This is a genomic window from Rathayibacter sp. PhB151 (assembly GCF_004366415.1).
In the GTDB taxonomy this organism is placed as follows: Bacteria; Actinomycetota; Actinomycetes; order Actinomycetales; family Microbacteriaceae; genus Rathayibacter; species Rathayibacter festucae.
On record NZ_SOEN01000006.1, the window covers coordinates 333,853 to 357,729 of the forward strand.

Here is a 23,877-nt window from a genome sequence, read left to right on the forward strand (position 1 = left end):
GAAATGCTGGCACGCATTTCTCGGGACCGCTCGGCCTTGCGAAGCGGGGGTGTCGGTCCACCCATGCTGGTCGAGTTGCCCTGGAGGGGCGTATCGAGACCCACCGTGGCCGAGACGGTGGTCTGCGGACTCACGTCTCGATGACCGTGGATCTCGATACGCCCGCTGCGCGGGCTACTCGATCAGCATGTCGCAGCCGACCGTCGGAAGCGGCGACCAGCGCCGCAGGCGTCCTTCTTGCTGGTCGAGCAGCCCCGGAGGGGCGTATCGAGACCCGCCGCCGGAGGCGTGGCTACTGGGAGACGTCGGCGCCGAAGTAGCGCTCGGAGATGGAGGCGAGGGTGCCGTCGGCGCGCAGCTCGTCGAGGGCGCCGTCGACCGCGGCGACGAGGTCGTCCGAGCCCTTCGGGAAGGTGAAGGCGCTGGAGGAGCTGTCGTCGGTCGTCACGGCGACCTTCAGGCCCGCGGCCTGGTCGGGGTAGGTCGTGGACCAGTCCAGCCAGGTGAGGCGGTCGTTGAGGGTCGCGTCCACGCGCCCCTGCTCGACGAGGGCGACGGCCTGGGCCCAGCCCTCGACGCCCTCGACGGTCGCGCCGCTGTCCTGCGCGAGCGTGTACCAGTTGCTCGAGAGCGACTGCGCGGTCGTCTTGCCGGAGAGCGAGTCGAGCGAGGTGATCTCGGTGTCGTCGGCCGGCACGACGACCACGCCGGGGCTCACCGAGTACGGCTCGGAGAAGTCGTACTTCGCGCTGCGCTCGTCGTTGATCGAGACCTGGTTGGCGATCACGTCGAAGCGGCCGCCGTCCAGTCCCGCGAACATCGCGTCCCACTGGGTCTCCTCGAACTCAGGCTCGACGCCGAGCTTCTCGGCGACCGCGGTGATGACCTCGACGTCGTAGCCGGTGAGGTCGCCGGTGCCGCCGTCCGCGTGGAACGAGAACGGCGAGTAGGTGCCCTCGGTGCCGATGGTCAGCTTCCCGGACTCCTCGACCTCGGCGAGCGTCAGCCCGGAGGCGGTCGACGCGGTGCTGTCGCCGCTGGAACCGGAGACCACGTCGTCGGTGGAGGCGGGGGCGCAGCCGGCGAGGACGAGGGCGGCGGCGGCCGCGGTCGTGCCGAGCAGGACGCGCAGCGAGGTGCGGGCGGGGAGGAGCGTCACAGTGTCTTTCCTTCGTAGCATCGCGGTGTCTCACGACCGGATCGCGGCCGGAGCCGCGCACGGTTCGGTGGGGTGGGGAGGAGCGGACGGCGATCGATCGCACGCGTCCGCACCCTCCACCCAACCAGCGGGAGGGGGACCGCTATTCCCGGATGTCGCCGTGTGACGCCGGGCGGGCACCGAGTCCCGCGAGGAACGACTCCGCTCCGGCGACCTCGTCCGCCGTCAGACCGGTCGCCGCCTCGGGCACGATCAGGTGGAACGGCGTCTCCTGCTCGCGCGCCCAGTCGAAGGCGTCGCCGCGGAGGTTGTCGTCGATCCAGACGACGGCGTCGATCGCGGACCTCTCCCGTGCCTGCTCGAGCCAGACGGCGACCGGCTGGAGCTTGCCGGTCTGCCCGGGGAAGCGCGGGTCGCGCGGCAGGCCGCCGCCGAAGACGATGGCCTCGGTGCCGGCCGGCAGACCGAGGTCGTCCGCGAGCACCGAGGTGAGCTTCGGCGGCCAGGTGGTGGCCCAGACGATCGTTCCGACGGCGGCGAGGCGGCGCACCAGCTCCTCGCGCTCGGGCTCGAGCATCAGCCGGTGGCCGCCGGCTGCGCGGTCGCTCGAGACGGACGGGTTCAGGACGCCGTCGACGTCGAGCAGGATGAGGGCGGCCATGGCTGCAACCGTAGCCGCGGCCGCGGTCCGGCGCGAGGCGGGAGCGCCCGCTAGCGTGAGCGGGTGACCCCCTCCGCCCGACTCCCCGGTGGAGCGCTGGTCTCGCTCGAGCCCGACCCGATCCGCGAGGGCTCGCTGGTGCTGGAGATCGACGGCTCGGAGCAGTCCCTGATCGACCTCCGCGCGCCCGAGCAGCTCGGCCTCGAGTACCTGGCCCGGCTCGGCGCCGCGGTCGATGCGCTCGCGCCGCAGGGCGTCCCCGTGACGGTCCTCCACCTCGGCGCCGGGGCGCTGGCCCTGGCGCGCCATGTCGCTGCGACCCGGCCGGGCTCCGAGCAGACGGTCGTCGAGCGCGCCGCCGGGCTGGTCGAGTTCGTGCTGGCGCACGCACCGCTCGCCGCCGGGACGCGGCTGCGCAGCGTCACCGCGGACGCCGCCGGCCCCCTCGCCGTGCCGCCGGCCGACCTCGTCGTGCTGGACGTCTACGACGGCGACGAGATCCCGGAGCCCTTCTACCGCGCCGAGGTGCTCGGCCGTCTCGCCGGGCTGGTGGAGGGCGGCGGCCTGCTCGCGGTCAACGTCGCCGACGACGCCGATCACCGGCGCCTGCGGCGGCTCCGACGGGAGGTGCAGCGCGTCCTGCCGGTGGTCGCCGCCGTCGGTCCGCTCAGCTACGCCGAGGGCCGCGGGAGCGGCAATGCGATCCTGCTCGCCTCACGAGACGACCTCGCCTCGCACGCCGCCGCCCGCCTCCTGCAGGCCGGGCCGCACCCGGTCGCGGCCGTTGCGGATCGCGACGTCGTGCCCGTCGAGGTGGCGGTAGAAGTCGACCCGTGACTCCAGCGCGATGCCGGCGTCGAGGTACTTGGCCTTGATCCGCTTGATGTAGGTGCGCACGGTGTGCTCGGCGATCCGCATGTCGAGGGCGACGTCCTTGACCGCCGCGCCGGAACCGTACGAGCGCATGACGCGGCTCTCCTGCCGGCTGAGCACGGGCCGGCGGTGCTCGCCGGCGGCGAGGAAGCGGTGCCGCGCCGCCTCCGAGATCCAGGAGCGGCCGGACGCGACCGACACCAGGGCCGCGACGAGCTCGCCCGGCTCGTCGCCCTTCCAGACGAAGGCGGTGCGCTCGAGGCGGAGCACGGCGCGGACGGCCTCGAGCGAGTCCGACGCGGACAGCACCACCAGACCGCGATGCCGCGCGCTGACCGCCGCGAGCGTGCTGGTCAGCACCTCGGGCGCGACCCGGTCGAGGTCCAGGACCGCGATCGTGTCCGCCTCGGCGGCGTCCGGGTCCGCGACACCGAGGTGCGGGAGGACGTCGGCCAGGAGGGCCGTGAGCGCCGCGCGCTCGATGGACAGACCGCTCACCACGGTCACAGCGAACTTCTCGAATTCCGCCACGGAAACCCCTTGCAAGGACGGTCGGGTCCGTCCTGGATCGAACCGTAGCGAAAGGAGGACCGGCCGAGCCACGCACGGGACATTCCGTCCCGTCGGCGATCAGCGCGTCTCAGCCGAGCACGCTCCTTGCTCGCACCCCGCCCAGGAGGGCTAGTCTCCGTGTCGATGAACGACTCCGACGAGACCGCCCTCCGCTCGACCCGGATCCCCGCCGACCAGGTGCGGACCCGGATGCTCCGCGCCGCCCGCGAGGTCATCTCGGCCCACGGGCTCACGGTCGGCTTCGCCCACCTGCCGATGGAGGAGTACATCCGCCTGGCCGCCGTGCCGCGCAGCTCGGTCTACCGGATCTGGAGCACGCGGGAGGAGTTCGTCGCCGACCTGATCGGCGAGATCTTCGTCGCGGACCGCTTCGCCGACGGCGCGGATCCCGACGCCCAGCGGGCGATGACCGAGGTCTACGAGCGCTCCTCCGCCCACCTCGGCACCGCGGCGGGCCGCCGCCAGGTGGCCTGGGAAATGATCCGCATCGGCGCGAACTCCAGCGTGGAGACCCTCCGCGCCTCGGTGGACTGGTCCTCCTACAACGCGCTGCTGGCCTGCACCTTCTCGATGGAGGAGGGGCCCGCACGCGAGGCGGTGCGCGCCACCGCCCGCCGGCTCGAGACGATGCTCAGCCAGAGGCTGCGCGACTACTACCAGGACGTCCTGGACCAGTTCAGCGCCTCGCTCCGGCCCGGCTTCACCACGCTCCAGCTCGCGCACCTCACCGCGATCGTCACGGACGGGCTGGTGCACCGCGGGCGGCTCCTCGACGACGAGCTCGACGCGGTCGTCACGGCGCCCGGCCTGGACGGCGAGCCGGTCGAGTGGAGCCTCACCGCCTGGACGATCCGCTCGATCGTCGACGGGATGCTCGAGCCGGTCGCCGAGGACGAGCCTCCCGCCGACCGCTAGAGCGCAGCGTCCTCCGCCGGTGCCGACCCGGTGGGCGCGGGCTCGGGCGGCACGGGCTCGCAGAACCCGTCGATCAGCATCAGCGCGCCCGCCACCACGAGCGAGGGCGAGCCCGGCCGGCCCGGATCGATCGGACCGGTCACCAGCTCGGGTGCGGCGATCCGGGCGACGCAGAGTCCCTCGATGAACGAGGAGATGGCGGAGGCGAGCACGGCGTACTCCTCCTCCCGGCCCGAGCGCAGGCGCAGACCCGCCTCGGCGAGGGTGTGCCGGTAGTACTTCGCCATGTTCTCGATGAAGTGCACCTGGCGCGAGTGCAGGGCCTCGTGGATCGCGACGCGGGCCGACTCCGAGTGCGAGTCGACCGCGCCGATCAGGGCGACGAAGTTGCGCCAGTGCTGGGAGGCGAACACGTTGTCGTAGTTGGCCTCGATCGCGACGGTGAGCGAGGCGACGAGGATCTCGCGCATCTGCTCGGGAGTCGGCTGCTCGGCGAGGCGGCGGTGCAGGTAGGCGTCCCCCGCGGTGAGCGAGGTGGGGTCGAGCCGGGCCGTGAGGATCCGCTCGGGGATCGCGGCGACCAGCTCGTCGTAGAACGCCTGGCGGGTGGGCCAGATCCGGTAGACCGTGCTGCGCGGCACGCCGGCGGAGCGGATGACGTCCTCGAGCGGCAGGTGCGAGACGCCGACGCGCAGTCCCTCCGCGCGGACGACCGCGAGGGCGGCGTCGAGCAGCCGGGTCCGGACCTGCTCGCGGCTGAGTCGGGCCGGTCGCGGCGGGACCTCGGGCGGGGTGTCGGTGCCCATCGTGCCTCCGGAGGCGGGTGAGCGGGGCGGCTTCGGCGTCCCCGGTGCACCCGAGCGTAGACGATCGCCGACAGTCGTCGCGCACAGGGGCGACTCGGGAGGTCACAGAGGCCGCAGGACGCGCGGGGACGGGCGCGGCTCGCGCTCGGCGTGCGAGCCGCGCGAGCCGCGCTGCCTGTCCCCCAGGCGGCCGCCCCTTCGGCCGATCTCGACCGTAGGCGCTCGATCAGGGCCGCGTCAAAACTCCGGACATCATGTCCCGCCGGTCAGGGGCGGAAGGGGCGGCGGGGCTCGTCCGACGGCGGCAGGAGGTGCTGCCCCGCGCGCACGGCCCCGAGGCGCGGGATGCCGAGCTCGTCCGCCACCGCACCGGCGACCTCCGCCTCGGCGTGACCGGCGAGCTCGACGTTGCGCATCAGCTTGGCGTGGTGGCACGGGCTGGCGTCGATGGCGACCACCATCGCCGAGAAGCGCAGCGCGTCGCCCAGCCGCGCCATCGGGTTCAGCTCCGCGAGTACCGACGGGACGTCCGGCATCGACTGGAGCGTGTAGTAGCAGGTCGACACGACGTAGTCGTCGACGCCCGCCTCGGCCGACGGCGGCGCGACGATGATGTCGCCGAGCGACACCGAGCCCGTCCGCGAACCCAGGACCGAGGCGATGGTCACCCGGATGTCGCCGGCGAGCGAGACCACGCGGACGCTCTCCGGCCACGGCGGCAGGGCCGCGAGCTGCGTGGAGCCGGTGCGCAGGGCGATCCCCGCCTGCGAGGACAGCGCATCGATCATGGGCATGCCCGTGCACTCCCCCGCGTTGCCCGCGTCCTGCGAGGCCGCCGCGCCGCAGGAGGCGAGCAGCGCCGAGAGGCCGAGGCGCGACTGCGGCTCGAGTCCGCCGACCACCGCGGGGCTGACCGTGCCGGTGGAGTCGATGATCTGGCCGAGGCGGAGGGCGAGGTCCGAGCCCGTGTTGGGCGTGCCGAAGGTGACGACCTCGCGCACCATCGACTCCACCGGCACGCCGTCGACGCTCTGGCTGAGGGCCTGGCGCGCGGCGAGGCCGCCCATCGAGTGGGCGACGACGACGGCCCGGTGGCCGGTCGCCGCCGTGAGGCAGGCGATCGAGGAGGCCAGGGCGTCGGCGATGCCGGGATCGGTCACCCAGCGGGCCGCGAGATCGCGGTAGTCGAAGGTGTAGACGACGGCGCCCTCGGTGTCCTGGAACGCGCCGATGAGCGAGCGCTGGGAGGTGGTGACCGGCTGGTCGACGCCGTTGGTGGCGACCAGGTCGACCAGGTGCGAGAAGGCGCCCGTGCGCGACTCGTCGTGCGTCGCGGTGCCGAGCCAGCCGTGCAGCACCAGGATCGGCACCAGCGAGGCCGCCGCCGTGGACTCGACGTCGTCGCCCGGGAGGACCGGGGCGAGCTCGGCGATGCCGCAGGTCGCCGGCGGAGGGGCGGTGGCTGCCGCCGCGGCGGCCGCGGTGCCCGACGGTACGACGACGGCACCGACCACCACGAGAAGGGCGGCCAGCACGGCGATCAGGACTCTCATCCGCACGTTTCCTCACCGCCGCGACCCCTGCTGAGCGGGTTCAGGGGATCGACCGGACGAACGTCCGAGAAGTCAATCATCCCGGGGCCCCCGTTCGGGCTCGCTGTCGGGAATCGACGGACCCCCAGTCAGGGTGCCCTTACCGCGCGCCGCGCGAGGCCGCCGTCCCGCGTCGTCCCGCCCTCACGGTGCCGCGGACGACGAAGGGCCCCGCCGGTCTCCCGGCGGGGCCCTTCGTCACTCAGACCGAACTCAGCTGTAGTTGCCGGGCTCGTAGCCGTCGCTCGAGAACGAGTCGAAGTCGACGAACGAGAGGTCCGCGTCGCTGAACGCGGCGTCGTCGGCGAAGATGCGGTTGGGGTACCGCTCGGCCTTCGCCTCCTCCGTCGCCTCGACCGACACGTTCCGGTAGCGGGGCAGACCCGTTCCGGCCGGGATCAGCTTTCCGATGATCACGTTCTCCTTGAGGCCCATCAGCGGGTCGCGCTTTCCCTCCATGGCCGCCTGCGTCAGGACGCGGGTGGTCTCCTGGAAGGATGCGGCCGACAGCCACGACTCGGTCGCGAGCGAGGCCTTGGTGATGCCCATGACCTCCTGGCGGGCGGACGCGGTCCGCTTGCCCTCGGTCAGAGCCGCACGGTTGACCTCGCTGTAGCGCGAGCGGTCGACGAGCTCACCCGGCAGCAGGTCGGTGTCGCCGTGGTCGACGACGGTGACCTTGCGGAGCATCTGCCGGACGATGACCTCGATGTGCTTGTCGTGGATCGGGACGCCCTGCGAGCGGTAGACGCCCTGGACGCCGCCGACGAGGTGCTTCTGGACCTCGCGGACGCCCAGCACGCGCAGGACCTCCTTGGGGTCGACCGTTCCCACGTGCAGCTGCTGACCGAGCACGACCGACTGGCCGTCCTCGACGAGGAGCTGCGAGCGCTTGAGCACCGGGTAGATGACCGCCTCGTCGCCGTTGTCCGGCTGGAGGATGACCCGGCGGGCCCGATCGGTGTCCTCGATCGTGATGCGACCGGCGGCCTCCGCGATCGGCGACGCACCCTTGGGGGTGCGGGCCTCGAAGAGCTCCTGCACGCGGGGCAGACCCTGCGTGATGTCGTCGGCCGAGGCCGATCCACCGGTGTGGAAGGTGCGCATCGTGAGCTGCGTGCCGGGCTCGCCGATCGACTGGGCCGCGATGATGCCGACGGCCTCTCCGATGTCGACGAGCTTGCCGGTGGCGAGCGAGCGGCCGTAGCAGGCCGCGCAGACGCCGACGGCCGACTCGCAGGTCAGGACCGAGCGCACCTTGATGTGACGCACCTCGGCGCCGACCAGCTTCTCGATGAGGACGTCGCCGACGTCCTCGCCGGCCTCGGCCACGACCTCGCCGGCCTCGTTCGTCGCCGCGGTGGCGAGCGAGCGGGCGTAGACGGAGTTCTCGACGTTCGAGTCCTGGATCCAGGCGCCGGTGGCGTCCTGGAGCATGATCGGCAGGTCGAGGCCCTTGGTCGTGCCGCAGTCGTCCTCGCGGATGATGACGTCCTGCGAGACGTCGACGAGTCGACGCGTCAGGTAGCCCGAGTCCGCGGTGCGGAGCGCGGTGTCGGCCAGACCCTTGCGGGCACCGTGCGTGGCGATGAAGTACTCGGCTACCGACAGTCCCTCGCGGTACGAGGAGATGATCGGTCGGGCGATGATCTCGCCCTTCGGGTTGTTCACCAGGCCGCGCATGCCGGCGATGTTGCGCACCTGCAGCCAGTTACCACGGGCACCGGAGGTGACCATGCGGTTGATCGTGTTGTCGATCGGGAAGTTCGCGCGCATCGCCTTGGCGACCTCGTCGGTCGCCTCGGTCCAGATCTTCACGAGCTCCTGGCGGCGCTCCGCCTGGGTGGTCAGACCCTTGTCGTACTCGGACTCGACCTTGGCCGCCTTCTTCTCGTAGCCCGCGATGATGACGGGCTTCGAGGGCGGGGTGAGGATGTCCGAGAGGGCGACGGTGACACCGGACCGGGTGGCCCAGTAGAAGCCGGCGTCCTTGATGCGGTCGAGCGAGGCGGCGACCTCCACCTTCGGGTAGCGCTCCGCGAGGTCGTTGACGATGCCGGAGATGGTCGTCTTGTCGGCGACCTGCTCGAAGTAGGGGTAGTCGACCGGCAGCGCCTCGTTGAAGAGAGCGCGGCCGAGCGTCGTGTCGAGGAGGACGGGCGCGGTGACCTTGCCCTTGTCGTCGATCTCGACGCCCTCGGGAGCCTGACCCTGCACGAAGTACACGTCCGACATGCGGATGCGGACCTTCGAGTTCAGGTGCAGCGAGCCCTGGTCCTTCGCGAGGATCGCCTCCGAGACGGAGGAGAACGCGCGGCCCTCACCGGCGCCACCCTCGCGGATGGTCGTCAGGTGATGGAGGCCGATGATCATGTCCTGCGTGGGCAGGGTGACCGGGCGGCCGTCGGAGGGCTTCAGGATGTTGTTCGAGGCGAGCATCAGGATGCGCGCCTCGGCCTGGGCCTCGACCGACAGGGGCAGGTGGACGGCCATCTGGTCGCCGTCGAAGTCCGCGTTGAACGCGGCGCAGACGAGCGGGTGCAGCTGGATCGCCTTGCCCTCGACCAGCTGGGGCTCGAAGGCCTGGATGCCGAGTCGGTGCAGGGTGGGCGCGCGGTTGAGCAGGACGGGGCGCTCGCGGATGATCTCCTCGAGCACGTCCCAGACCTGCGGACGCGAGCGCTCGACCATGCGCTTGGCGGCCTTGATGTTCTGCGCGTGGGAGAGGTCGATCAGGCGCTTGATGACGAACGGCTTGAACAGCTCGAGTGCCATCTGCTTGGGCAGACCGCACTGGTGCAGCTTGAGCTGCGGTCCGACGATGATGACCGAGCGGCCCGAGTAGTCGACGCGCTTGCCCAGCAGGTTCTGGCGGAAGCGACCCTGCTTTCCCTTGAGCATGTCGCTCAGGGACTTCAGGGCGCGGTTGCCGGTACCGGTGACGGGACGGCCGCGGCGGCCGTTGTCGAAGAGGGCGTCGACCGCCTCCTGGAGCATGCGCTTCTCGTTGTTCACGATGATCTCGGGGGCACCGAGGTCGAGCAGGCGGCGGAGGCGGTTGTTGCGGTTGATGACGCGGCGGTACAGGTCGTTCAGGTCGGAGGTGGCGAAGCGGCCACCGTCGAGCTGGACCATCGGGCGCAGCTCCGGCGGGATGACCGGGACCACGTCGAGGACCATCGCGGCCGGCGAGTTGCCGGTGGCGAGGAACGAGTTGACGACGCGCAGGCGCTTGATGGCGCGGATCTTCTTCTGACCCTTGCCCTCGGCGATCTGCAGGTGCAGCGTCTCGGCCTCGGCCTGGAGGTCGAACTGCTCGAGGCGCTTCTTGATCGCCTCGGCGCCCATGTAGGCCTCGAAGTAGACGCCGTAGCGGTCGACGAGCTCGTTGAAGACGGCGTCCTCGGGCTTGAGGTCGCCCACCTTCAGGGTGCGGAACTGCTCCCACACGCTCTCCAGTCGCGCGATGTCCTCGTCGAAGGACTTGCGGATCTGGCCCATCTCCTTCTCGGCGCCGTCCTTGGTGCGGCGCTTCTGGTCGCTCTTCGCGCCCTCCGCCTCCAGGGCGGCGAGGTCGGTCTCGAGGCGCGCCAGGCGGTCCGCGATGCGGGAGTCGCGCTGGTCCGAGAGGGTCTTGATCTCGAGCCGGAGCTCGTTCTCGAGGCCGGGCATGTCGGCGTGACGGCCGTCGTCGTCCACGTCGATGATCATGTACGCCGCGAAGTAGATGACCTTCTCGAGGTCCTTCGGCGCCATGTCCAGCAGGTATCCGAGGCGCGAGGGGACGCCCTTGAAGTACCAGATGTGGGTGACGGGGGCGGCGAGCTCGATGTGGCCCATCCGCTCGCGGCGGACCGAGGACTTGGTGACCTCGACGCCGCAGCGCTCGCAGACGATGCCCTTGAAGCGGACCCGCTTGTACTTGCCGCAGGAGCACTCCCAGTCGCGCGAGGGTCCGAAGATCTGCTCGCCGAACAGACCGTCCTTCTCGGGCTTGAGGGTGCGGTAGTTGATGGTCTCGGGCTTCTTCACTTCACCGTGCGACCAGCGACGGATGTCATCGGCCGTCGCGAGGCCGATGCGCAGCTCGTCAAAAGTTGTTACGTCGAGCAATGTTTTCTCCTTGTCGGAAAACAGGGTGTCTCGTCAGAGACGGGGAGTCGTCAGATGCTGGCGCGGGATCAGATGTCGTCGACGGAGGACGACTCGAACCGGGAGGAGATGTTGATGCCGAGCTCCTCCGCGGCGCGGTAGACCTCGTCATCCGTGTCGCGCAGGCTGACCGCGGTGCCGTCGGCCGAGAGGACCTCGACGTTCAGGCACAGGGACTGCATCTCCTTGATGAGGACCTTGAAGGACTCCGGGATGCCCGGCTCCTGGATGTTCTCACCCTTGACGATGGCCTCGTACACCTTCACGCGGCCGAGGATGTCGTCCGACTTGATGGTGAGGAGCTCCTGCAGCGCGTAGGCGGCACCGTAGGCCTCGAGGGCCCACACCTCCATCTCGCCGAAGCGCTGGCCGCCGAACTGCGCCTTACCACCGAGCGGCTGCTGGGTGATCATCGAGTACGGGCCCGTCGAGCGCGCGTGGATCTTGTCGTCGACGAGGTGGTGCAGCTTCAGGATGTACATGTAGCCGACCGAGACCGGGTCCGGGAAGGGCTCACCCGAGCGGCCGTCGAACAGCTGCGTCTTGCCGGACGAGCCGATCAGGCGCTCGCCGTCGCGGGTCGGGGTGGTGGAGTCGAGGAGCCCTGCGAGCTCCTCCTCCGCCGCGCCGTCGAACACCGGGGTGGCGACCTTGGTGCCGGGAGCGGCCTCGCGGGCGTGCTCGGGCAGGCGCTTGGCCCACTCGGGCTTGCCGTCGACCTTCCAGCCCTGCTTCGCGATCCAGCCGAGGTGGATCTCGAGGACCTGGCCGAAGTTCATCCGGCCGGGGACGCCGAGCGGGTTGAGCACGATGTCGACCGGGGTGCCGTCGGCGAGGAACGGCATGTCCTCGACCGGCAGGATCTTCGAGATGACGCCCTTGTTGCCGTGGCGGCCGGCGAGCTTGTCGCCCTCGGTGATCTTGCGCTTCTGGGCGATGTAGACGACCACGCGCTGGTTGACGCCCGAGCCGAGCTCGTCGTCGCCGTCCTGCGCGTCGAACACCTTGACGCCGATGATCGTGCCCTGCTCGCCGTGGGGCACCTTCAGCGACGTGTCGCGGACCTCGCGGCTCTTCTCGTTGAAGATCGCGCGGAGCAGGCGCTCCTCGGCCGAGAGCTCGGTCTCGCCCTTGGGCGTGACCTTGCCGACGAGGATGTCGCCGGGGCGGACCTCGGCGCCGATGCGGATGATGCCGCGCTCGTCCAGGTCGGCCAGGAGCTCCGGGCTGACGTTGGGGAGGTCGCGGGTGATCTCCTCCTTGCCGAGCTTGGTGTCGCGGGCGTCGACCTCGTACTCCTCGATGTGGATCGAGGAGAGGACGTCGTCCTTCACCAGGTTCTGGCTGAGGATGATCGCGTCCTCGAAGTTGTGACCCTCCCACGGCATGAACGCGACGAGCAGGTTCTTGCCGAGCGCGAGCTCGCCGTTCTCGGTCGCGGGACCGTCGGCGACGATCTCGCCGACCTCGATGCGCTCGCCGGCGGAGACGACCACGCGGTTGTTGTACGAGGTGCCCTGGTTCGAGCGGTCGAACTTGCGCAGGAAGTAGGTCTGCGTGCCGCCCTCGTCCAGCTGGACGGTGACGGAGTCGGCGGAGACCTCCTGGACCACGCCGGCCTTGTCGGCCGTGATGACGTCGCCGGCGTCGATGGCCGCGAAGCCCTCCATGCCGGTTCCAACGACGGGCGACTCGCTGCGCAGCAGCGGGACGGCCTGACGCTGCATGTTCGCGCCCATGAGCGCGCGGTTCGCGTCGTCGTGCTCGAGGAACGGGATCAGCGACGTCGCGACCGACACCATCTGGCGCGGGGAGACGTCCATGTAGTGCACGCGCTCGGCGTCGACGAGCTCGACCTCTCCGCCCTTGGGGCGGACCAGGACCTTGCCCTCGGCGAAGCGCATGTCGGAGGTGAGGGGGGCGTTCGCCTGGGCGACCAGGTACTCGTCCTCCTCGGACGCGGTCAGGTAGTCGATCTGCGCGGTGACGACGCCGTCGACGACCTTGCGGTACGGGGTCTCGATGAAGCCGAACGAGTTGATGCGCGCGAAGGACGCGAGCGAGCCGATCAGGCCGATATTCGGGCCTTCCGGGGTCTCGATCGGGCACATGCGGCCGTAGTGCGACGGGTGGACGTCGCGGACCTCGACGCCGGCGCGCTCACGGGAGAGACCGCCGGGGCCGAGCGCCGACAGGCGGCGCTTGTGGGTCAGACCCGCGAGCGGGTTGTTCTGGTCCATGAACTGCGACAGCTGCGAGGTGCCGAAGAACTCCTTGATCGCGGCCACCACGGGGCGGACGTTGATCAGGGTCTGCGGGGTGATCGCCTCGATGTCCTGCGTGGTCATGCGCTCGCGGACGACGCGCTCCATGCGGGACAGACCGGTGCGGACCTGGTTCTGGATGAGCTCGCCGACCGCGCGGATGCGGCGGTTGCCGAAGTGGTCGATGTCGTCCACGTCGAGGCGGAGGTCGACCGCGGCGCCGTCGCGCACACCGGGCAGGTTGGTGCGGCCGTCGTGCAGCGCGACCAGGTACTTGATGGTCGCGATGATGTCCTCGACCGTGAGCACGGAGTCGGAGAGCGCCTTGTCGATGCCGAGCTTGCGGTTGATCTTGTAGCGGCCGACCTTGGCGAGGTCGTAGCGCTTGCTGTTGAAGTAGAAGTTGTCCAGCAGCGCGCGGGCGGCCTCGGCGGCGACCTGCTCGCCCGGGCGGAGCTTGCGGTAGATGTCGCGGAGGGCGTCCTCCTTGGTGAGGATGTTGTCCTTCTCGAGGGTCAGCTCGATCGACTCGTAGCCGGCGAACTGCTCGAGGATCTCCTCGCTCGTCAGGCCCAGGGCCTTGAGGAAGACGGTGACCGACTGCTTGCGCTTGCGGTCGATGCGGACGCCGACCTGGTCGCGCTTGTCGATCTCGAACTCGAGCCAGGCACCGCGGCTGGGGATGACGCGGGCGGAGTAGATGTCCTTGTCGGACGTCTTCTCCTGCTGGCGCTCGAAGTACACGCCCGGGCTGCGGACGAGCTGGGACACGACGACACGCTCGGTGCCGTTGATGATGAACGTGCCCTTCTCGGTCATCAGGGGGAAGTCGCCCATGAAGACCGTCTGGGTCTTGATCTCACCCGTGAGGTGGTTCATGAACTCGGCCTCGACGTACAGCGGAGCGGCGTAGGTCTTGCCGCGCTCCTTGCACTCCTCGATCGTGTACTTCTCGGGCTCGAGGTACGGGTTCGTGAAGCTCAGCTGCATCGTCTCGCTGAGGTCCTCGATCGGGGAGATCTCCTCGAAGATCTCGTCGAGTCCGGAGTTGGCGGGGAGATCCTCCCGGCCGACGGCCTTCGCCTCGGCGACGCGGGTCTTCCACGCCTCCGAGCCGACGAGCCAGTCGAAGCTCTCGGTCTGCAGCGCGAGCAGATCCGGAACCGTCAGGGTGTCGCTGATCTTGGCGAACGAGAGACGCGAAGCTCCGCGTCCGTTCTTGGGTGAGGTGGTGGTTGCGTTGGGCGCAGCAGCCAAGGAAGGAACCTCCGTAGACCCTCGCGGGTCTCAATCTGTGGGATGTGTGGAGTGGGCTCCCGCCGGGCGGGCCGACACGTCCTGCTCCCCGTTCCGTGACCGCGGTGACGCGGCCGCAGCGACGAAGCGACCGGTTTGACGCGGCCTTCGGGGCGGGGGCTAGAGTGTGGCATCGGCATCCACCATCTGATGCCGGGTTCCGATGGCTGGTCGACCGCAATATGACGACTCGGCACTCGGGAGCGCAAAGTACAACTATAGATGCACCGCGCCACGCCGCGCAAGTGCAGGTGCTTGCGCCCGGCACGGGCCTCGGGTATACGGCCGGGCCGAGGGTCTCGCCCTCCCCGCCTCTCCCGCTCCGCCTCCCCTCCTGCGCGGCACGGCAGACTGGTCGGATGGCCGAACGCACCGGTCGCCGACGCGGCGACGACTCCGAGCACCCCCGCGCCGTGCTCGCCAGCGGATTCCTCGCGCAGATCGAGCCCGACCGGCACTCCTCCGACGCGGCGACCCTCGTCGTCGACGGGACCCCGCAGTCGCACGTCGACCTCGCCGACCCCACGCACCTCTCCTTCGAGTACGTGCGGCGGATCGGCCACGCGATCGACCTGCTCGCGCCCGAGGGCGAGGCCGTGACGGCGCTGCACCTGGGCGCCGGCGCGCTGACCCTCCCCCGCTACGTCGCGGCGACCCGGCCCGGCTCGCGCCAGCAGGTGGTCGAGATCGAGGCGGCGCTCGTCGACCTGGTGCGGGAGGCGCTCCCGCTGCCCCGCGGCGCGCAGATCCGGATCCGCCAGGGCGACGCCCGCGAGGTGCTCGGCAAGCTGCCGCCGGGGCTGCTCGGCACGGTCGACGTCGTGGTGGTCGACATCTTCTCCGGGGCCAGGACGCCCGCGCACGTCACGAGTGCCGAGTTCTACCGGGAGATCGCGCCGCTGCTCGCGCCCACCGGCGTCGTGGCGGTCAACGTGGCCGACGGCGGGGCGCTGGCCTTCGCCCGCGCCCAGGCCGCCACGCTCGCGGCGGTCTTCGCGCACACGGCGATCATGACCGACACCCAGATGCTGAAGGCCAAGCGCTTCGGCAACGTGGTGATGCTCGCCTCGCCCTCTCCGCTGCCGGTGGACGGGCTGCCGCGGCGGCTCGCCTCCGATCCCGCGCCCGCGAAGCTGGTGCAGGGGCGCGAGCTGGAGAACTTCCTCGGCGGCGCCTCGGTCGTCACCGACGACACCGCCACGCCCTCGCCGCTGCCGGCCCGCAGCATCTTCCAGGTCCGCCGGGGCTGAGGAGAGTCGCCGGGGCTGAGGAGCGGCGCCGGGGCCGAGGAGCGGCGCCGGGGCCGACCTCGAACCCGTGCCCGGGCCGGGCGGCCCGGCCCGGTTGCCCGTACAGTGGACGGGGGCCAGAGCCCCCTCCGTCCTCTCGCCGCCACGTGCGCCGATCCGGATCCGCATCCACGAGGAAGAACCGCCCTGAGCATCATCATCCGCCACGACCCCGCGACGCTCCGCGAGGAGATCGACGTCGACGCCGCCCAGGACCGCCTGGAGGAGATCGGCGCGCTGCGCTCCCTCGCCGCGCTCACCGAGAAGGCCGAGCTGCTGCGCCTGCTCGGCCGCCTCGACGAGGCCTGGGACATCGCCACCGAGGCCGTCCGCCGCACCCGCTTCTCCGGCGACCGCGCCGAGCTGCTCACCGCGCGCGTCCGCCGCGCGCGCCTCATGCAGCTGCGCGACCGCTCGGACGAGGCGCTCTCCGAGCTGACGCTCTGCGTCGAGGAGGCGCGCACGCACGAGTGGCACGTCGAGCACTCCTTCGCACTCAAGCACCGCGGGCTCGCGCTCTTCGAGAGCGGCGAGTACAGCCAGGCGGCGCGAGACTTCGACGCGGCGACCGCGCTCGGCGAGCGGGTCGGCGTGGAGGAGGAGGAGCTCGAGGTCGCGCGCCTCGGCTTCGCCGCCGCCTCCGAGTTCCAGGACGAGTCGACCCGCGGCCCCCGGGCGGACGGCGCCGTGCGCGGCCGCCGCCGCGCCGAGGGCGACGAGGCCTGAGCCCCGGAGCCGATCCGACCGATGGCTGAGCTCGACCAGGTCGCCCGCTGGGCGGACGCGCTGCTGCGCGAGCACCTGGACGCCTCGTGGAGCTTCGCCTTCGATCACGCCCGCACCCGCGGCGGTGCCTGCCACTGGAAGGACCGGCGCATCACCGTCTCGCGTCACCTCGCCGCGCGGTGGAGCGACGAGGAGGTGCACCAGACGCTGCTGCACGAGGTCGCGCACGCGCTCGCCGGCCCGAAGGCCGGGCACGGGCCCGCGTGGCGGCGGATCGCCACCGCGCTCGGCTACACCGGCGACCGCACGCACAGCAACCCGACCGCGGACGAGCTGGCCCCGTGGGTCGGCAGCTGCCCGAGCGGGCACCTCTTCTACCGGCACCGCCGCCCGAGCCGGCCGCTGGCCTGCGGGAAGTGCGCCCGGCGCTTCGAGGCCGCGAACGCGATCGAGTGGCGGCGCCGCGAGGTGCCGGCGCGACCGGCCGCGAGCGAGCGCTCGGCGTGAGCGAGGGCGCACCGCATCGCGTGGTCCGCGGCCGGGTGCCGAGCACCGGGCAGTGGCTGGTCGACGCGGGCGGACTGCGCTGGTGGTTCGACTCCGGCAGCCTGGCGCTCGACTTCGCCTGCACCGGACCGCTCCGCGGGATCCCCGGCGAGCGCCTCGACTCCGACGAGGCCCTGGCGGCCTGGCTCGCCGAGCGCTTCGATGCCGTCGACGCCACCGCCCGCGACGCCCGGCTCGACGACGCGCTGATGCTGCGCGGCGCGGTCTCGCGGCTGGCAGTCGCCGCCGAGCGGAGTGCCGTGGGCGACCCGGCGGACGTCGACGTCGTCAACCTCTTCGCCGCGATGCCGGACGTGCCGCCGTCGCTCTCCGGCGGCTCGCGCCAGGCCGGCCGCTCGCACGCGGCGGCGCGGCAGGCGCTCTCGACCCTCGCCCGCGAGGCGGTCGACCTGCTCGGCGGCGGCACTCCGGGGCGGCTGCGCCGCTGCGACGCGGAGGACTGCCGCATCCTCTACCTCGACACCTCCCGGGCCGGCTCCAGGCGCTGGTGCTCGATGCAGCGCTGCGGCAACCGGGCGAAGGTCCGCGCGCACCGGCGCCGGAGCGCCGAGCGCGCGGACCACGGCGAGGGCTAGTCGACGACCTTCACGTCCTTCCAGAACGCGAGGTAGCCCGAGAAGTCCTTGCCGACGCGGTCGAACGCGGTCGGGTAGGGCGTCGGGTAGGACCAGGCGCGGTCCTTGAGCATCCCGTCGTCGGACTTCACGTCGTAGTACTGGGCCTCACCCTTCCACGGGCAGGTGTACTGGGTGCTGCTCGGCACCAGGTAGTCGTTGTTCACGCTCGTGGGCGGGAAGTACCAGTTGCCCTCGATGGAGATGAGGTCGGAGTCGGGGGCGTCGGCGATGACGACGTCGTTGAGGACGGCTTTCATTCGGGCCAGCTTTCCTGTCGCGGAGACGATCGGCGGAGGCGGTCCTCCGCTCCCGGGGAACGCTACGCCGCTCCGGCCCCGCGGGTCGAGCGCGGCCGCACCCCTTGCGGAGACGCTCAGGCCCGGTCCGTCAGCGCGGGGAGCGCAGGACCGTCACCGCGTCGACGGTGTCCACGCGGGCGGCGGCGGAGATCTCGGCCCCGCGGCCCTGCGCCGTGAGCAGGCGTCCGGTGGCGGAGGCGGTCAGCAGGTGCACGCAGGCCCGGCGGAGTCCCTCGTAGGAGGCCGAGGCCACGGCCGCGTCGGGTGAGACGTGGTCGATGCCGAGCCCGATCAGGGCGTCGATCAGCGCGCCGGCGGCCAGCTGGTCCTCGACGGCGAAGCGCGGCTCGCCGCTCGGGTCGAGCTCGCCGACGGCGACGACGTTGACGCTGGTCCGGCCGCCGTTCTCGTGCTGGCGCTCGAGGATCCAGCGGGCCACGGCGCTGCGGTCGGCCAAGCCGGCGCGGACGACGTGGCCGTCGATCCCGTCGGGGTCGATCGCGTCGTCCGCGCCTCCGGGGAGCGCGTCGACCAGCACGGTGATGTGTGCCGGGGCGAGGTCCCGGAGGCCTCGGGCGCCCCAGTCGAAGCGGATCTGGTACGACCCCTGGTCGAAGGCGGCGGCCGGGGCGGCGGCGGTGCGGTCGGAGTCGGGGAGCGCGGCGTTCACTCCTCCACGGTACCGACCGCTCCGCCGCCGCCTACACGCCCGCGGCCCGGCGCGCACCCGGTTCCCGCCCGGGAGAACCCGGAGGAGGATGGACTCCGTGAAGGTGATGCTCAAGCACGTGCTCGACACCGACCCCGACTCCGCCTGGCGCGCCCTGCAGAGTCCGGCCGTGTTCCGCGAGGTGATGTCCCCGTTCCTGACCGCCGCGTCCCTGGACGAGGGTGGCTTCCGGCCGACCTGGGGCCTCGGGCCGCACGACGTCGCGATGGACGCGCTCGGGATCGTGCCGATGGGAGCGCAGGAGATCGACCTCTCCTACCGCCGCGTCCCGTCGATGCCCGACGTCCGGATCCTCCGCGACAACGGCGCTCCGCTCTCCGGCGCGCTGCGGCTGATCACCGCGTGGGACCACCGGATGGCCGTCGCGCCGCTCCCCGATGGGCGGACGCTCTTCCGCGACCGGCTGGAGTTCAGCGCCGGACTCGCCTCGCCGGCGCTCTGGCCGTCGATGTGGGCGTTCTGGCAGTGGCGCGGGATCCGCATCCGCGCGCTGGCCCCGACCTGGCGTCACGACGTCGGCGCCGATACCCGCCCCCGAGGGGAGGACGCACCGTGAGCCCCGACGGATCGGCCGAGGAGGCCGTCGAGCTGTCCCGCGCGGACCTGCTGCGCTTCCGCTGGCCCTCCGGCGAGGACGACGGCAGCGAGGAAGAGGGCGCCGTGTCGCCGCGGCGCCGGCTCGCCTCCGCCATCGAGGTCGCCGACTGGCGCCGCCACGTCCAGGCGATGTACGCCGAGGTCCGCAGGCTGTCGAACGTCGACCTGCTCGCCGCGCACGCGTCGTGGATCCGGGCGCGCAACGCGCTGTTCGACCGACACCCCGCCACTCCCCTGCTGCCCGCCGACCGGGCGCACTTCCGCTCGCTGCCGATCGCACCGTACGACGCGGCCTGGCGGTTCGAGCTCGAGGTCGCGCCGGCCGAGGAGGCTCGGCGCATGGACGTGGAGACCGGGACGGACGGCGTCGTGCCGTTCGAGCTGGTCGGGACCGTCGACGTCCCCTCCGCAGGGACCCTGGACGTCTGGAAGCTCGGCTCCTACGGCGGCGGGCTCTTCGTGCCCGTCAAGGACGCGCTGGCCGGGACGCCGGGCGGCACCTACGGCGGCGGGCGCTACCTGCTCGACACTGTGAAAGGCGCCGATCTCGGTACCGGAGCGACGCCGTCGACGCTCGTGCTCGACTTCAACTTCGCCTACAACCCCTCCTGCGCGTACGATCCGGCCTGGGCCTGCCCGCTCGCGCAGGCCGGCAACACGCTGCCGGTCGAGGTGCCGGTGGGCGAGCGCTACAGGGGCTGACGCGGCGCCGACATGCTGATCGAGCAGCCCTCGCAGAGGGCGTATCGAGATCCCGCCGCCGATGCTGACCGTTCTCGGAGGCTCCGCCGATAGCCTCCGGGCGGCGCGCTCCCGCGCCGGAAAGCAGGAATCAGCATGCCCCGACCCGTCCTCCTCGTCACCGGAACCTCGACCGGCATCGGCCGCGCGACAGCGATCGAGGCCGCCCGCTCGGGCTGGCAGGTGGTCGCGACGGTCCGCGACGTGGAGCACGCCGACGGACTCCGCGAGGCGATCGGCGGGGCCGGGGTGGAGCTCGACGTGCAGGAGCTCGACATCACCGACGCCGACTCCGTCACCGCCTGCCTCGAGCGGATCCAGTCCGTGCACGGCGGGCTCGACGTCCTGGTGAACAACGCCGGCGCGGGCCACATCGGCATCACCGAGCTCGAGGACCCGGCGGAGCTGCGCCGCGTCATGGAGGTCAACTTCTTCGGCACGGTCGCCGTGACCCGCGCCGCGCTGCCGCTGCTGCGCTCCTCGCGCGGTCGGATCGTGACGGTGTCGAGCGTCGGCGGCGCCGTCGGCCAGCCCTTCAACGAGGACTACTGCGCCGCGAAGTTCGCGATCGAGGGCTTCTTCGAGGCGCTCGCGCCCGTCGCCGCGGCCGTCGGCGTGCACGTCTCGCTGATCGAGCCGGGCGCCGTCCGCAGCAGCTTCGTCGAGAACGTCGGCATCGACGCCTCCGCCCTGATGGCCGAGGCCGGCCCCTACGCCGGCGCGCTCGGCGCCTACCTCGACCGCACGGCCTCCGCCTTCTCCTCCACCCACGCCCAGGAGCCGGCCGATGTGGCCGCGGTGATCCTGCAGACCCTGCGCGACCCGGAGCCGCCCTTCCGGGTGCAGACCTCGGACTGGGCGCGGGACTTCGTCGGTCTGAAGCTGGCCGACCTCGACGGCTCCCGCGTGCAGTCGACCATGCGGGGATGGATCGGCACCCACTAGGGTGGAAGGGTGCGAGCGCGACGACTGCGCTCCCCCGCGTCGTAGAACGCCCATTTTCCGTTGCGGATCCCTCTGGATCCCGACCATCTGGCGCACGTGCATGAGGCCCCCGGCCGCGCGCACCGCTTCGTACGGCGAACGGATGTGACCACCGTCACCTTCGCCCGAACAGCCGATCACCCGCGCCCGGCCACCGCCTGCGCTGTCAGATCGGCATGATGCCCCGAAAGGCACCATCCATGTCGACCATCCCCACCTTCGCCGCTCTCGGCGTCCCCGCACCCCTCGTCACCGCCCTGACCGCGAACGGCATCACCGAGCCGTTCCCGATCCAGGTGGACACGCTCCCCGACACCCTGAACGGCCGCGACGTGCTCGGCCGCGGCAAGACCGGCTCCGGCAAGACCCTCGCGTTCGCCATCCCGATGGTCGCCCGCCTCGGCGGCGCCCTCGCCGGCGGACGCCGCCGCCCGGGCCGCCCGCTCGGCCTGATCCTCGCGCCGACCCGCGAGCTCGCCACGCAGATCACCGCGGCCATGCAGCCCCTCGCCGACGCCTACGGCATCGTCACCACCACGATCTTCGGCGGCGTCTCACAGCAGCGCCAGGTCGCCGCGCTCAAGCAGGGCGTCGACATCGTCGTGGCCTGCCCCGGCCGCCTCGAGGACCTCATGAAGCAGGGCTTCGTCAACCTCGACGCCGTCGAGATCACCGTGCTCGACGAGGCCGACCACATGGCCGACCTGGGCTTCCTGCCCGTCGTCACGCGCATCCTCGACAAGACCCCCCGTGGCGGACAGCGCCTGCTGTTCTCGGCCACGCTCGACAACGGCGTGGACAAGCTCGTCAAGAAGTACCTGCAGAACGAGGTGCTGCACTCGGTCGACGAGGCCAACTCGCCGGTCGCGCTGATGACCCACCACGTCTTCGAGGTCGACGGCCTCGACGCCAAGAACGCCCTCGTGAAGACCCTGGCGTCCGGCACCGGCCGCCGCATCCTCTTCATGCGCACCAAGCACCACGCGAAGAAGCTCGCCAAGCAGCTCACCGGCCAGGGCATCCCCGCCGTCGACCTGCACGGCAACCTCTCGCAGGTCGCCCGCGACCGCAACCTCGCCGCCTTCGGCGCCGGCACCGTGAAGGTGCTCGTCGCCACCGACGTCGCCGCCCGCGGCGTGCACGTCGACGACGTCGAGCTGGTCATCCACGTCGACCCGCCGATGGAGCACAAGGCGTACCTGCACCGCTCGGGCCGCACCGCCCGCGCCGGCAGCGAGGGCGACGTCGTCACCGTCGTCCTGCCCAGCCAGCGCGGCGACGTGAAGACCCTCCTGCGCAAGGCCGCCATCCAGGTCACCCCGCAGCTCGTCACCGCCGACTCGGCCGCCGTGTCGAAGCTCGTCGGCGACGTCGCGGCGTACGTCACCCCGACCGCCGTCGTCGAGCCCGTCCGCGGCCAGTCGCAGGGCGGCCGCTCGCAGGGCGCCAACGCGCAGCGCAAGCGCGCTGCACGCACCGACGGCGGCACCGCCCCCCGCGGCGGACGCGGCGAGCGCTCGGCGGCTCCCGCCGGCGCCGGCTCCGACCGTCCCCGCCGCGGCACCGGCGGAAGCTCCGACGGCGCCGCTCGCGGCGGACAGCGCGGCGGCCGCGGCCGCTCCGCCGCCGCAGCGACCACCTCGGGCGGCTCGCGCTCGTACTACAGCACGGGCTCGGGCTCCAGCAGCTCCGCCCCGGCCGGCGCCGAGCGCCGCCCTGCGCGACGCGCGCAAGGCTGAGCCGATTTGCGCGCCGCGTGGCGGCGCGCCGCAGTCGGCTGGGTGGACGGTCGCGTTCTGCAGAGCGGGTTGCGAACGGCTCCGGCGATTCGCTTGGCACGCGAATCGCCGCTCCGCCTCGTGAGGGGCGGCCGGTCCGGGGGCGCAGCGTCTGACGACGTGGGCGTGCCGCGACGACTGCACGAAGACAGATGAGGAAGGCCGGGAGTCCTCCCGCGACGGAGTCGCGGGTCGGGGTCCCGGCCTTCGTCGTCTCTCGGAGAGGCTGCTTCTTCTGCGGCGGTGGCGAAGGAGGAACGGCAGTCGGCGCTGCTCCGACTGTCGTCAGGCCGGGGCTTCTCGTTCCCAGTCGAGAGCTTCAGCGAGTCGCTCGGCGTCGGGCAGGACGGCTCGTTCTGCCGCCGGCAGACTGTCGTACGAGTAGGTCGACACCGCCATCGGCGATTCGGCGCCTCCCAGCGAGTATCTGACAGTGTGCTCGTTACGGCTGCCGCAGATCAGGATCCCCACCGTCGGAGCATGTGCCGGCCTGCGGAGTCTGTCGTCGACGAGGGCGACGTAGAAGCCGAGCCTGCCCGCGTACTCGGGCTGGAATCTGCCGGTCTTGAGCTCGATGACCACGTACCGGAGCTGGTCCACATGGAAGAACAGCAGGTCGAGGAAGAAGTCGTCACCGTCGACATCGAAATGCACCTGGCGGCCGATGAATGCGAAGCCCGCGCCGAGCTCGCGGAGGGTGTCGACGATGCGATCCATGAGGGCCTGCTCGAGGTCTCGCTCTGCGGCGTCCTTGGAAAGGTCGAGGAAGTCGAACACGTAGGGGTCTTTCGCGAGCTCCCGCGCGAGGTCCGAGTCGGACAGGGTGAGTCGGTCCGTGAAGTTGGTCGGTGCCGCGCCGATCCGATCGCGGGTGCGGTTCATGATCTGGTTGGCCAGCATGTTCCGTGACCAGGCCCGCTCCACCGCCGTCTCGGCGTACCAGTCGCGTGCATCACGTTCGTCGAGCCGGTCGAGGAGCACGGTGATGTGGCCCCAGGGCAATCGTGCAACAGGCTGTTGCACGATTCCCGGCTCAGGCCAGCTGGCGGCGAATGCGCGCATGTAGAGCAGGTTGCGACGAGAGAAGCCCTTCATCGCCGGGAACTCCGCTCGCAGATCGTTCGCGAGTCGTTCGACGACCCCGCTCCCCCACTGCTGAGTTTCCTGCTGACGCAGAATGGTCTGTCCGAGCGCAACTCCCGTCCCATCGGCGTGCCCGCGCGAGAGCACGGCCGGCTCAGGTCGAAGGCCTCTCAGA

Annotated in this window: 19 protein-coding genes; 9 read left to right on the forward strand and 10 right to left on the reverse strand. The window is 71.5% G+C overall.

All coding sequences use genetic code 11. The annotated features are described in order from the left end of the window. Positions 1-292: 292 nt before the first annotated feature. The 3 genes from EDF35_RS02270 to EDF35_RS02280 form a co-directional block, all read right to left on the reverse strand. On the reverse strand, positions 293-1,054 hold the full coding sequence (locus EDF35_RS02270; protein WP_243839882.1) for an amino acid ABC transporter substrate-binding protein: 762 nt from the start codon (positions 1,052-1,054) through the stop codon (positions 293-295). 247 nt (positions 1,055-1,301) lie between these two features. Then, positions 1,302-1,820: an HAD domain-containing protein gene (locus EDF35_RS02275; RefSeq protein ID WP_123702088.1), complete on the reverse strand. Its 519-nt coding sequence runs from the start codon at positions 1,818-1,820 to the stop codon at positions 1,302-1,304. A 714-nt stretch (positions 1,821-2,534) separates the two neighbouring features. After that, positions 2,535-3,224, reverse strand: coding sequence for a LuxR C-terminal-related transcriptional regulator (locus tag EDF35_RS02280; RefSeq protein WP_123733508.1), 690 nt, complete (start codon positions 3,222-3,224; stop codon positions 2,535-2,537). A 165-nt stretch (positions 3,225-3,389) separates the two neighbouring features. Between EDF35_RS02280 and EDF35_RS02285 the strand changes: the two genes are divergently transcribed. Beyond that, on the forward strand, positions 3,390-4,181 hold the full coding sequence (locus EDF35_RS02285) for a hypothetical protein (RefSeq protein WP_127885906.1): 792 nt from the start codon (positions 3,390-3,392) through the stop codon (positions 4,179-4,181). Here the strand turns inward: EDF35_RS02285 and EDF35_RS02290 are convergent. The 4 genes from EDF35_RS02290 to rpoB form a co-directional block, all read right to left on the reverse strand. Continuing rightward, a complete protein-coding gene (locus EDF35_RS02290; RefSeq protein ID WP_133960603.1) occupies positions 4,178-4,987 on the reverse strand; it encodes a TetR/AcrR family transcriptional regulator in 810 nt (269 codons plus the stop codon). The two genes, EDF35_RS02285 and EDF35_RS02290, sit on opposite strands and share 4 nt — an antisense overlap. Positions 4,988-5,253: 266 nt before the next feature. Beyond that, complete coding sequence (locus tag EDF35_RS02295) at positions 5,254-6,540, reverse strand: hypothetical protein (protein WP_133960604.1); 1,287 nt, start codon at positions 6,538-6,540, stop codon at positions 5,254-5,256. 252 nt (positions 6,541-6,792) lie between these two features. Continuing rightward, complete coding sequence (locus EDF35_RS02300) at positions 6,793-10,692, reverse strand: DNA-directed RNA polymerase subunit beta' (RefSeq protein ID WP_123733505.1); 3,900 nt, start codon at positions 10,690-10,692, stop codon at positions 6,793-6,795. Positions 10,693-10,760: 68 nt separating this feature from the next. Further along, a complete protein-coding gene (gene rpoB / locus EDF35_RS02305; RefSeq protein WP_123445024.1) occupies positions 10,761-14,252 on the reverse strand; it encodes a DNA-directed RNA polymerase subunit beta in 3,492 nt (1,163 codons plus the stop codon). 398 nt (positions 14,253-14,650) lie between these two features. Between rpoB and EDF35_RS02310 the strand changes: the two genes are divergently transcribed. The 4 genes from EDF35_RS02310 to EDF35_RS02325 all read left to right on the forward strand — a co-directional run bounded on the left by EDF35_RS02310 (position 14,651) and on the right by EDF35_RS02325 (position 17,448). Beyond that, positions 14,651-15,541, forward strand: coding sequence for a fused MFS/spermidine synthase (locus EDF35_RS02310; RefSeq protein ID WP_123733504.1), 891 nt, complete (start codon positions 14,651-14,653; stop codon positions 15,539-15,541). Positions 15,542-15,646: 105 nt separating this feature from the next. Next, a complete protein-coding gene (locus EDF35_RS02315; protein ID WP_208322999.1) occupies positions 15,647-16,306 on the forward strand; it encodes a hypothetical protein in 660 nt (219 codons plus the stop codon). A gap of 21 nt (positions 16,307-16,327) precedes the next feature. Continuing rightward, the gene (locus tag EDF35_RS02320) at positions 16,328-16,813 is read left to right on the forward strand and encodes a SprT-like domain-containing protein (protein WP_133960605.1); all 486 of its coding nucleotides are present in this window, start codon (positions 16,328-16,330) and stop codon (positions 16,811-16,813) included. Continuing rightward, positions 16,810-17,448: a CGNR zinc finger domain-containing protein gene (locus EDF35_RS02325; protein WP_243839818.1), complete on the forward strand. Its 639-nt coding sequence runs from the start codon at positions 16,810-16,812 to the stop codon at positions 17,446-17,448. The genes EDF35_RS02320 and EDF35_RS02325 overlap by 4 nt, the downstream gene beginning before the upstream one ends. Here EDF35_RS02325 and EDF35_RS02330 read toward each other — a convergent pair. After that, positions 17,445-17,747, reverse strand: coding sequence for a DUF427 domain-containing protein (locus EDF35_RS02330; RefSeq protein WP_123445021.1), 303 nt, complete (start codon positions 17,745-17,747; stop codon positions 17,445-17,447). The genes EDF35_RS02325 and EDF35_RS02330 overlap by 4 nt on opposite strands. A 130-nt stretch (positions 17,748-17,877) precedes the next feature. Continuing rightward, positions 17,878-18,459 carry a 2-phosphosulfolactate phosphatase gene (locus tag EDF35_RS02335; protein ID WP_133960606.1) on the reverse strand — a complete coding sequence of 194 codons (582 nt, stop codon included), beginning with the start codon at positions 18,457-18,459 and terminating at the stop codon, positions 17,878-17,880. A gap of 88 nt (positions 18,460-18,547) precedes the next feature. Between EDF35_RS02335 and EDF35_RS02340 the strand changes: the two genes are divergently transcribed. The 4 genes from EDF35_RS02340 to EDF35_RS02355 all read left to right on the forward strand — a co-directional run bounded on the left by EDF35_RS02340 (position 18,548) and on the right by EDF35_RS02355 (position 22,580). Further along, positions 18,548-19,075: a hypothetical protein gene (locus tag EDF35_RS02340; protein ID WP_217274397.1), complete on the forward strand. Its 528-nt coding sequence runs from the start codon at positions 18,548-18,550 to the stop codon at positions 19,073-19,075. Between the two features lie 170 nt (positions 19,076-19,245). After that, on the forward strand, positions 19,246-19,818 hold the full coding sequence (locus EDF35_RS02345) for a DUF1684 domain-containing protein (RefSeq protein WP_133961471.1): 573 nt from the start codon (positions 19,246-19,248) through the stop codon (positions 19,816-19,818). 135 nt (positions 19,819-19,953) lie between these two features. Continuing rightward, entirely contained in the window at positions 19,954-20,802 is an 849-nt protein-coding gene (locus EDF35_RS02350; protein WP_133960607.1) for an SDR family oxidoreductase, read from the forward strand. Between the two features lie 239 nt (positions 20,803-21,041). Then, on the forward strand, positions 21,042-22,580 hold the full coding sequence (locus tag EDF35_RS02355) for a DEAD/DEAH box helicase (RefSeq protein WP_133960608.1): 1,539 nt from the start codon (positions 21,042-21,044) through the stop codon (positions 22,578-22,580). Between the two features lie 324 nt (positions 22,581-22,904). On the opposite strand, the gene EDF35_RS02360 is transcribed toward EDF35_RS02355, so the two are convergent. Further along, positions 22,905-23,849 carry a PDDEXK nuclease domain-containing protein gene (locus EDF35_RS02360; RefSeq protein WP_243839819.1) on the reverse strand — a complete coding sequence of 315 codons (945 nt, stop codon included), beginning with the start codon at positions 23,847-23,849 and terminating at the stop codon, positions 22,905-22,907. Between the last annotated feature and the right edge of the window lie 28 nt (positions 23,850-23,877).

Coding starts and splice junctions, on each gene's coding strand:
- EDF35_RS02295 (WP_133960604.1), bottom strand. CDS start 6,540: ATGAGAGTCCTGATCGCCGTGCTGGCCGCCCTTCTCGTGGTGGTCGGT.
- EDF35_RS02290 (WP_133960603.1), bottom strand. CDS start 4,987: ATGGGCACCGACACCCCGCCCGAGGTCCCGCCGCGACCGGCCCGACTC.
- EDF35_RS02350 (WP_133960607.1), top strand. CDS start 19,954: ATGCCCCGACCCGTCCTCCTCGTCACCGGAACCTCGACCGGCATCGGC.
- EDF35_RS02275 (WP_123702088.1), bottom strand. CDS start 1,820: ATGGCCGCCCTCATCCTGCTCGACGTCGACGGCGTCCTGAACCCGTCC.
- EDF35_RS02320 (WP_133960605.1), top strand. CDS start 16,328: ATGGCTGAGCTCGACCAGGTCGCCCGCTGGGCGGACGCGCTGCTGCGC.
- EDF35_RS02355 (WP_133960608.1), top strand. CDS start 21,042: ATGTCGACCATCCCCACCTTCGCCGCTCTCGGCGTCCCCGCACCCCTC.
- EDF35_RS02310 (WP_123733504.1), top strand. CDS start 14,651: ATGGCCGAACGCACCGGTCGCCGACGCGGCGACGACTCCGAGCACCCC.
- EDF35_RS02285 (WP_127885906.1), top strand. CDS start 3,390: ATGAACGACTCCGACGAGACCGCCCTCCGCTCGACCCGGATCCCCGCC.
- EDF35_RS02330 (WP_123445021.1), bottom strand. CDS start 17,747: ATGAAAGCCGTCCTCAACGACGTCGTCATCGCCGACGCCCCCGACTCC.
- EDF35_RS02345 (WP_133961471.1), top strand. CDS start 19,246: ATGTACGCCGAGGTCCGCAGGCTGTCGAACGTCGACCTGCTCGCCGCG.
- EDF35_RS02340 (WP_217274397.1), top strand. CDS start 18,548: ATGGACTCCGTGAAGGTGATGCTCAAGCACGTGCTCGACACCGACCCC.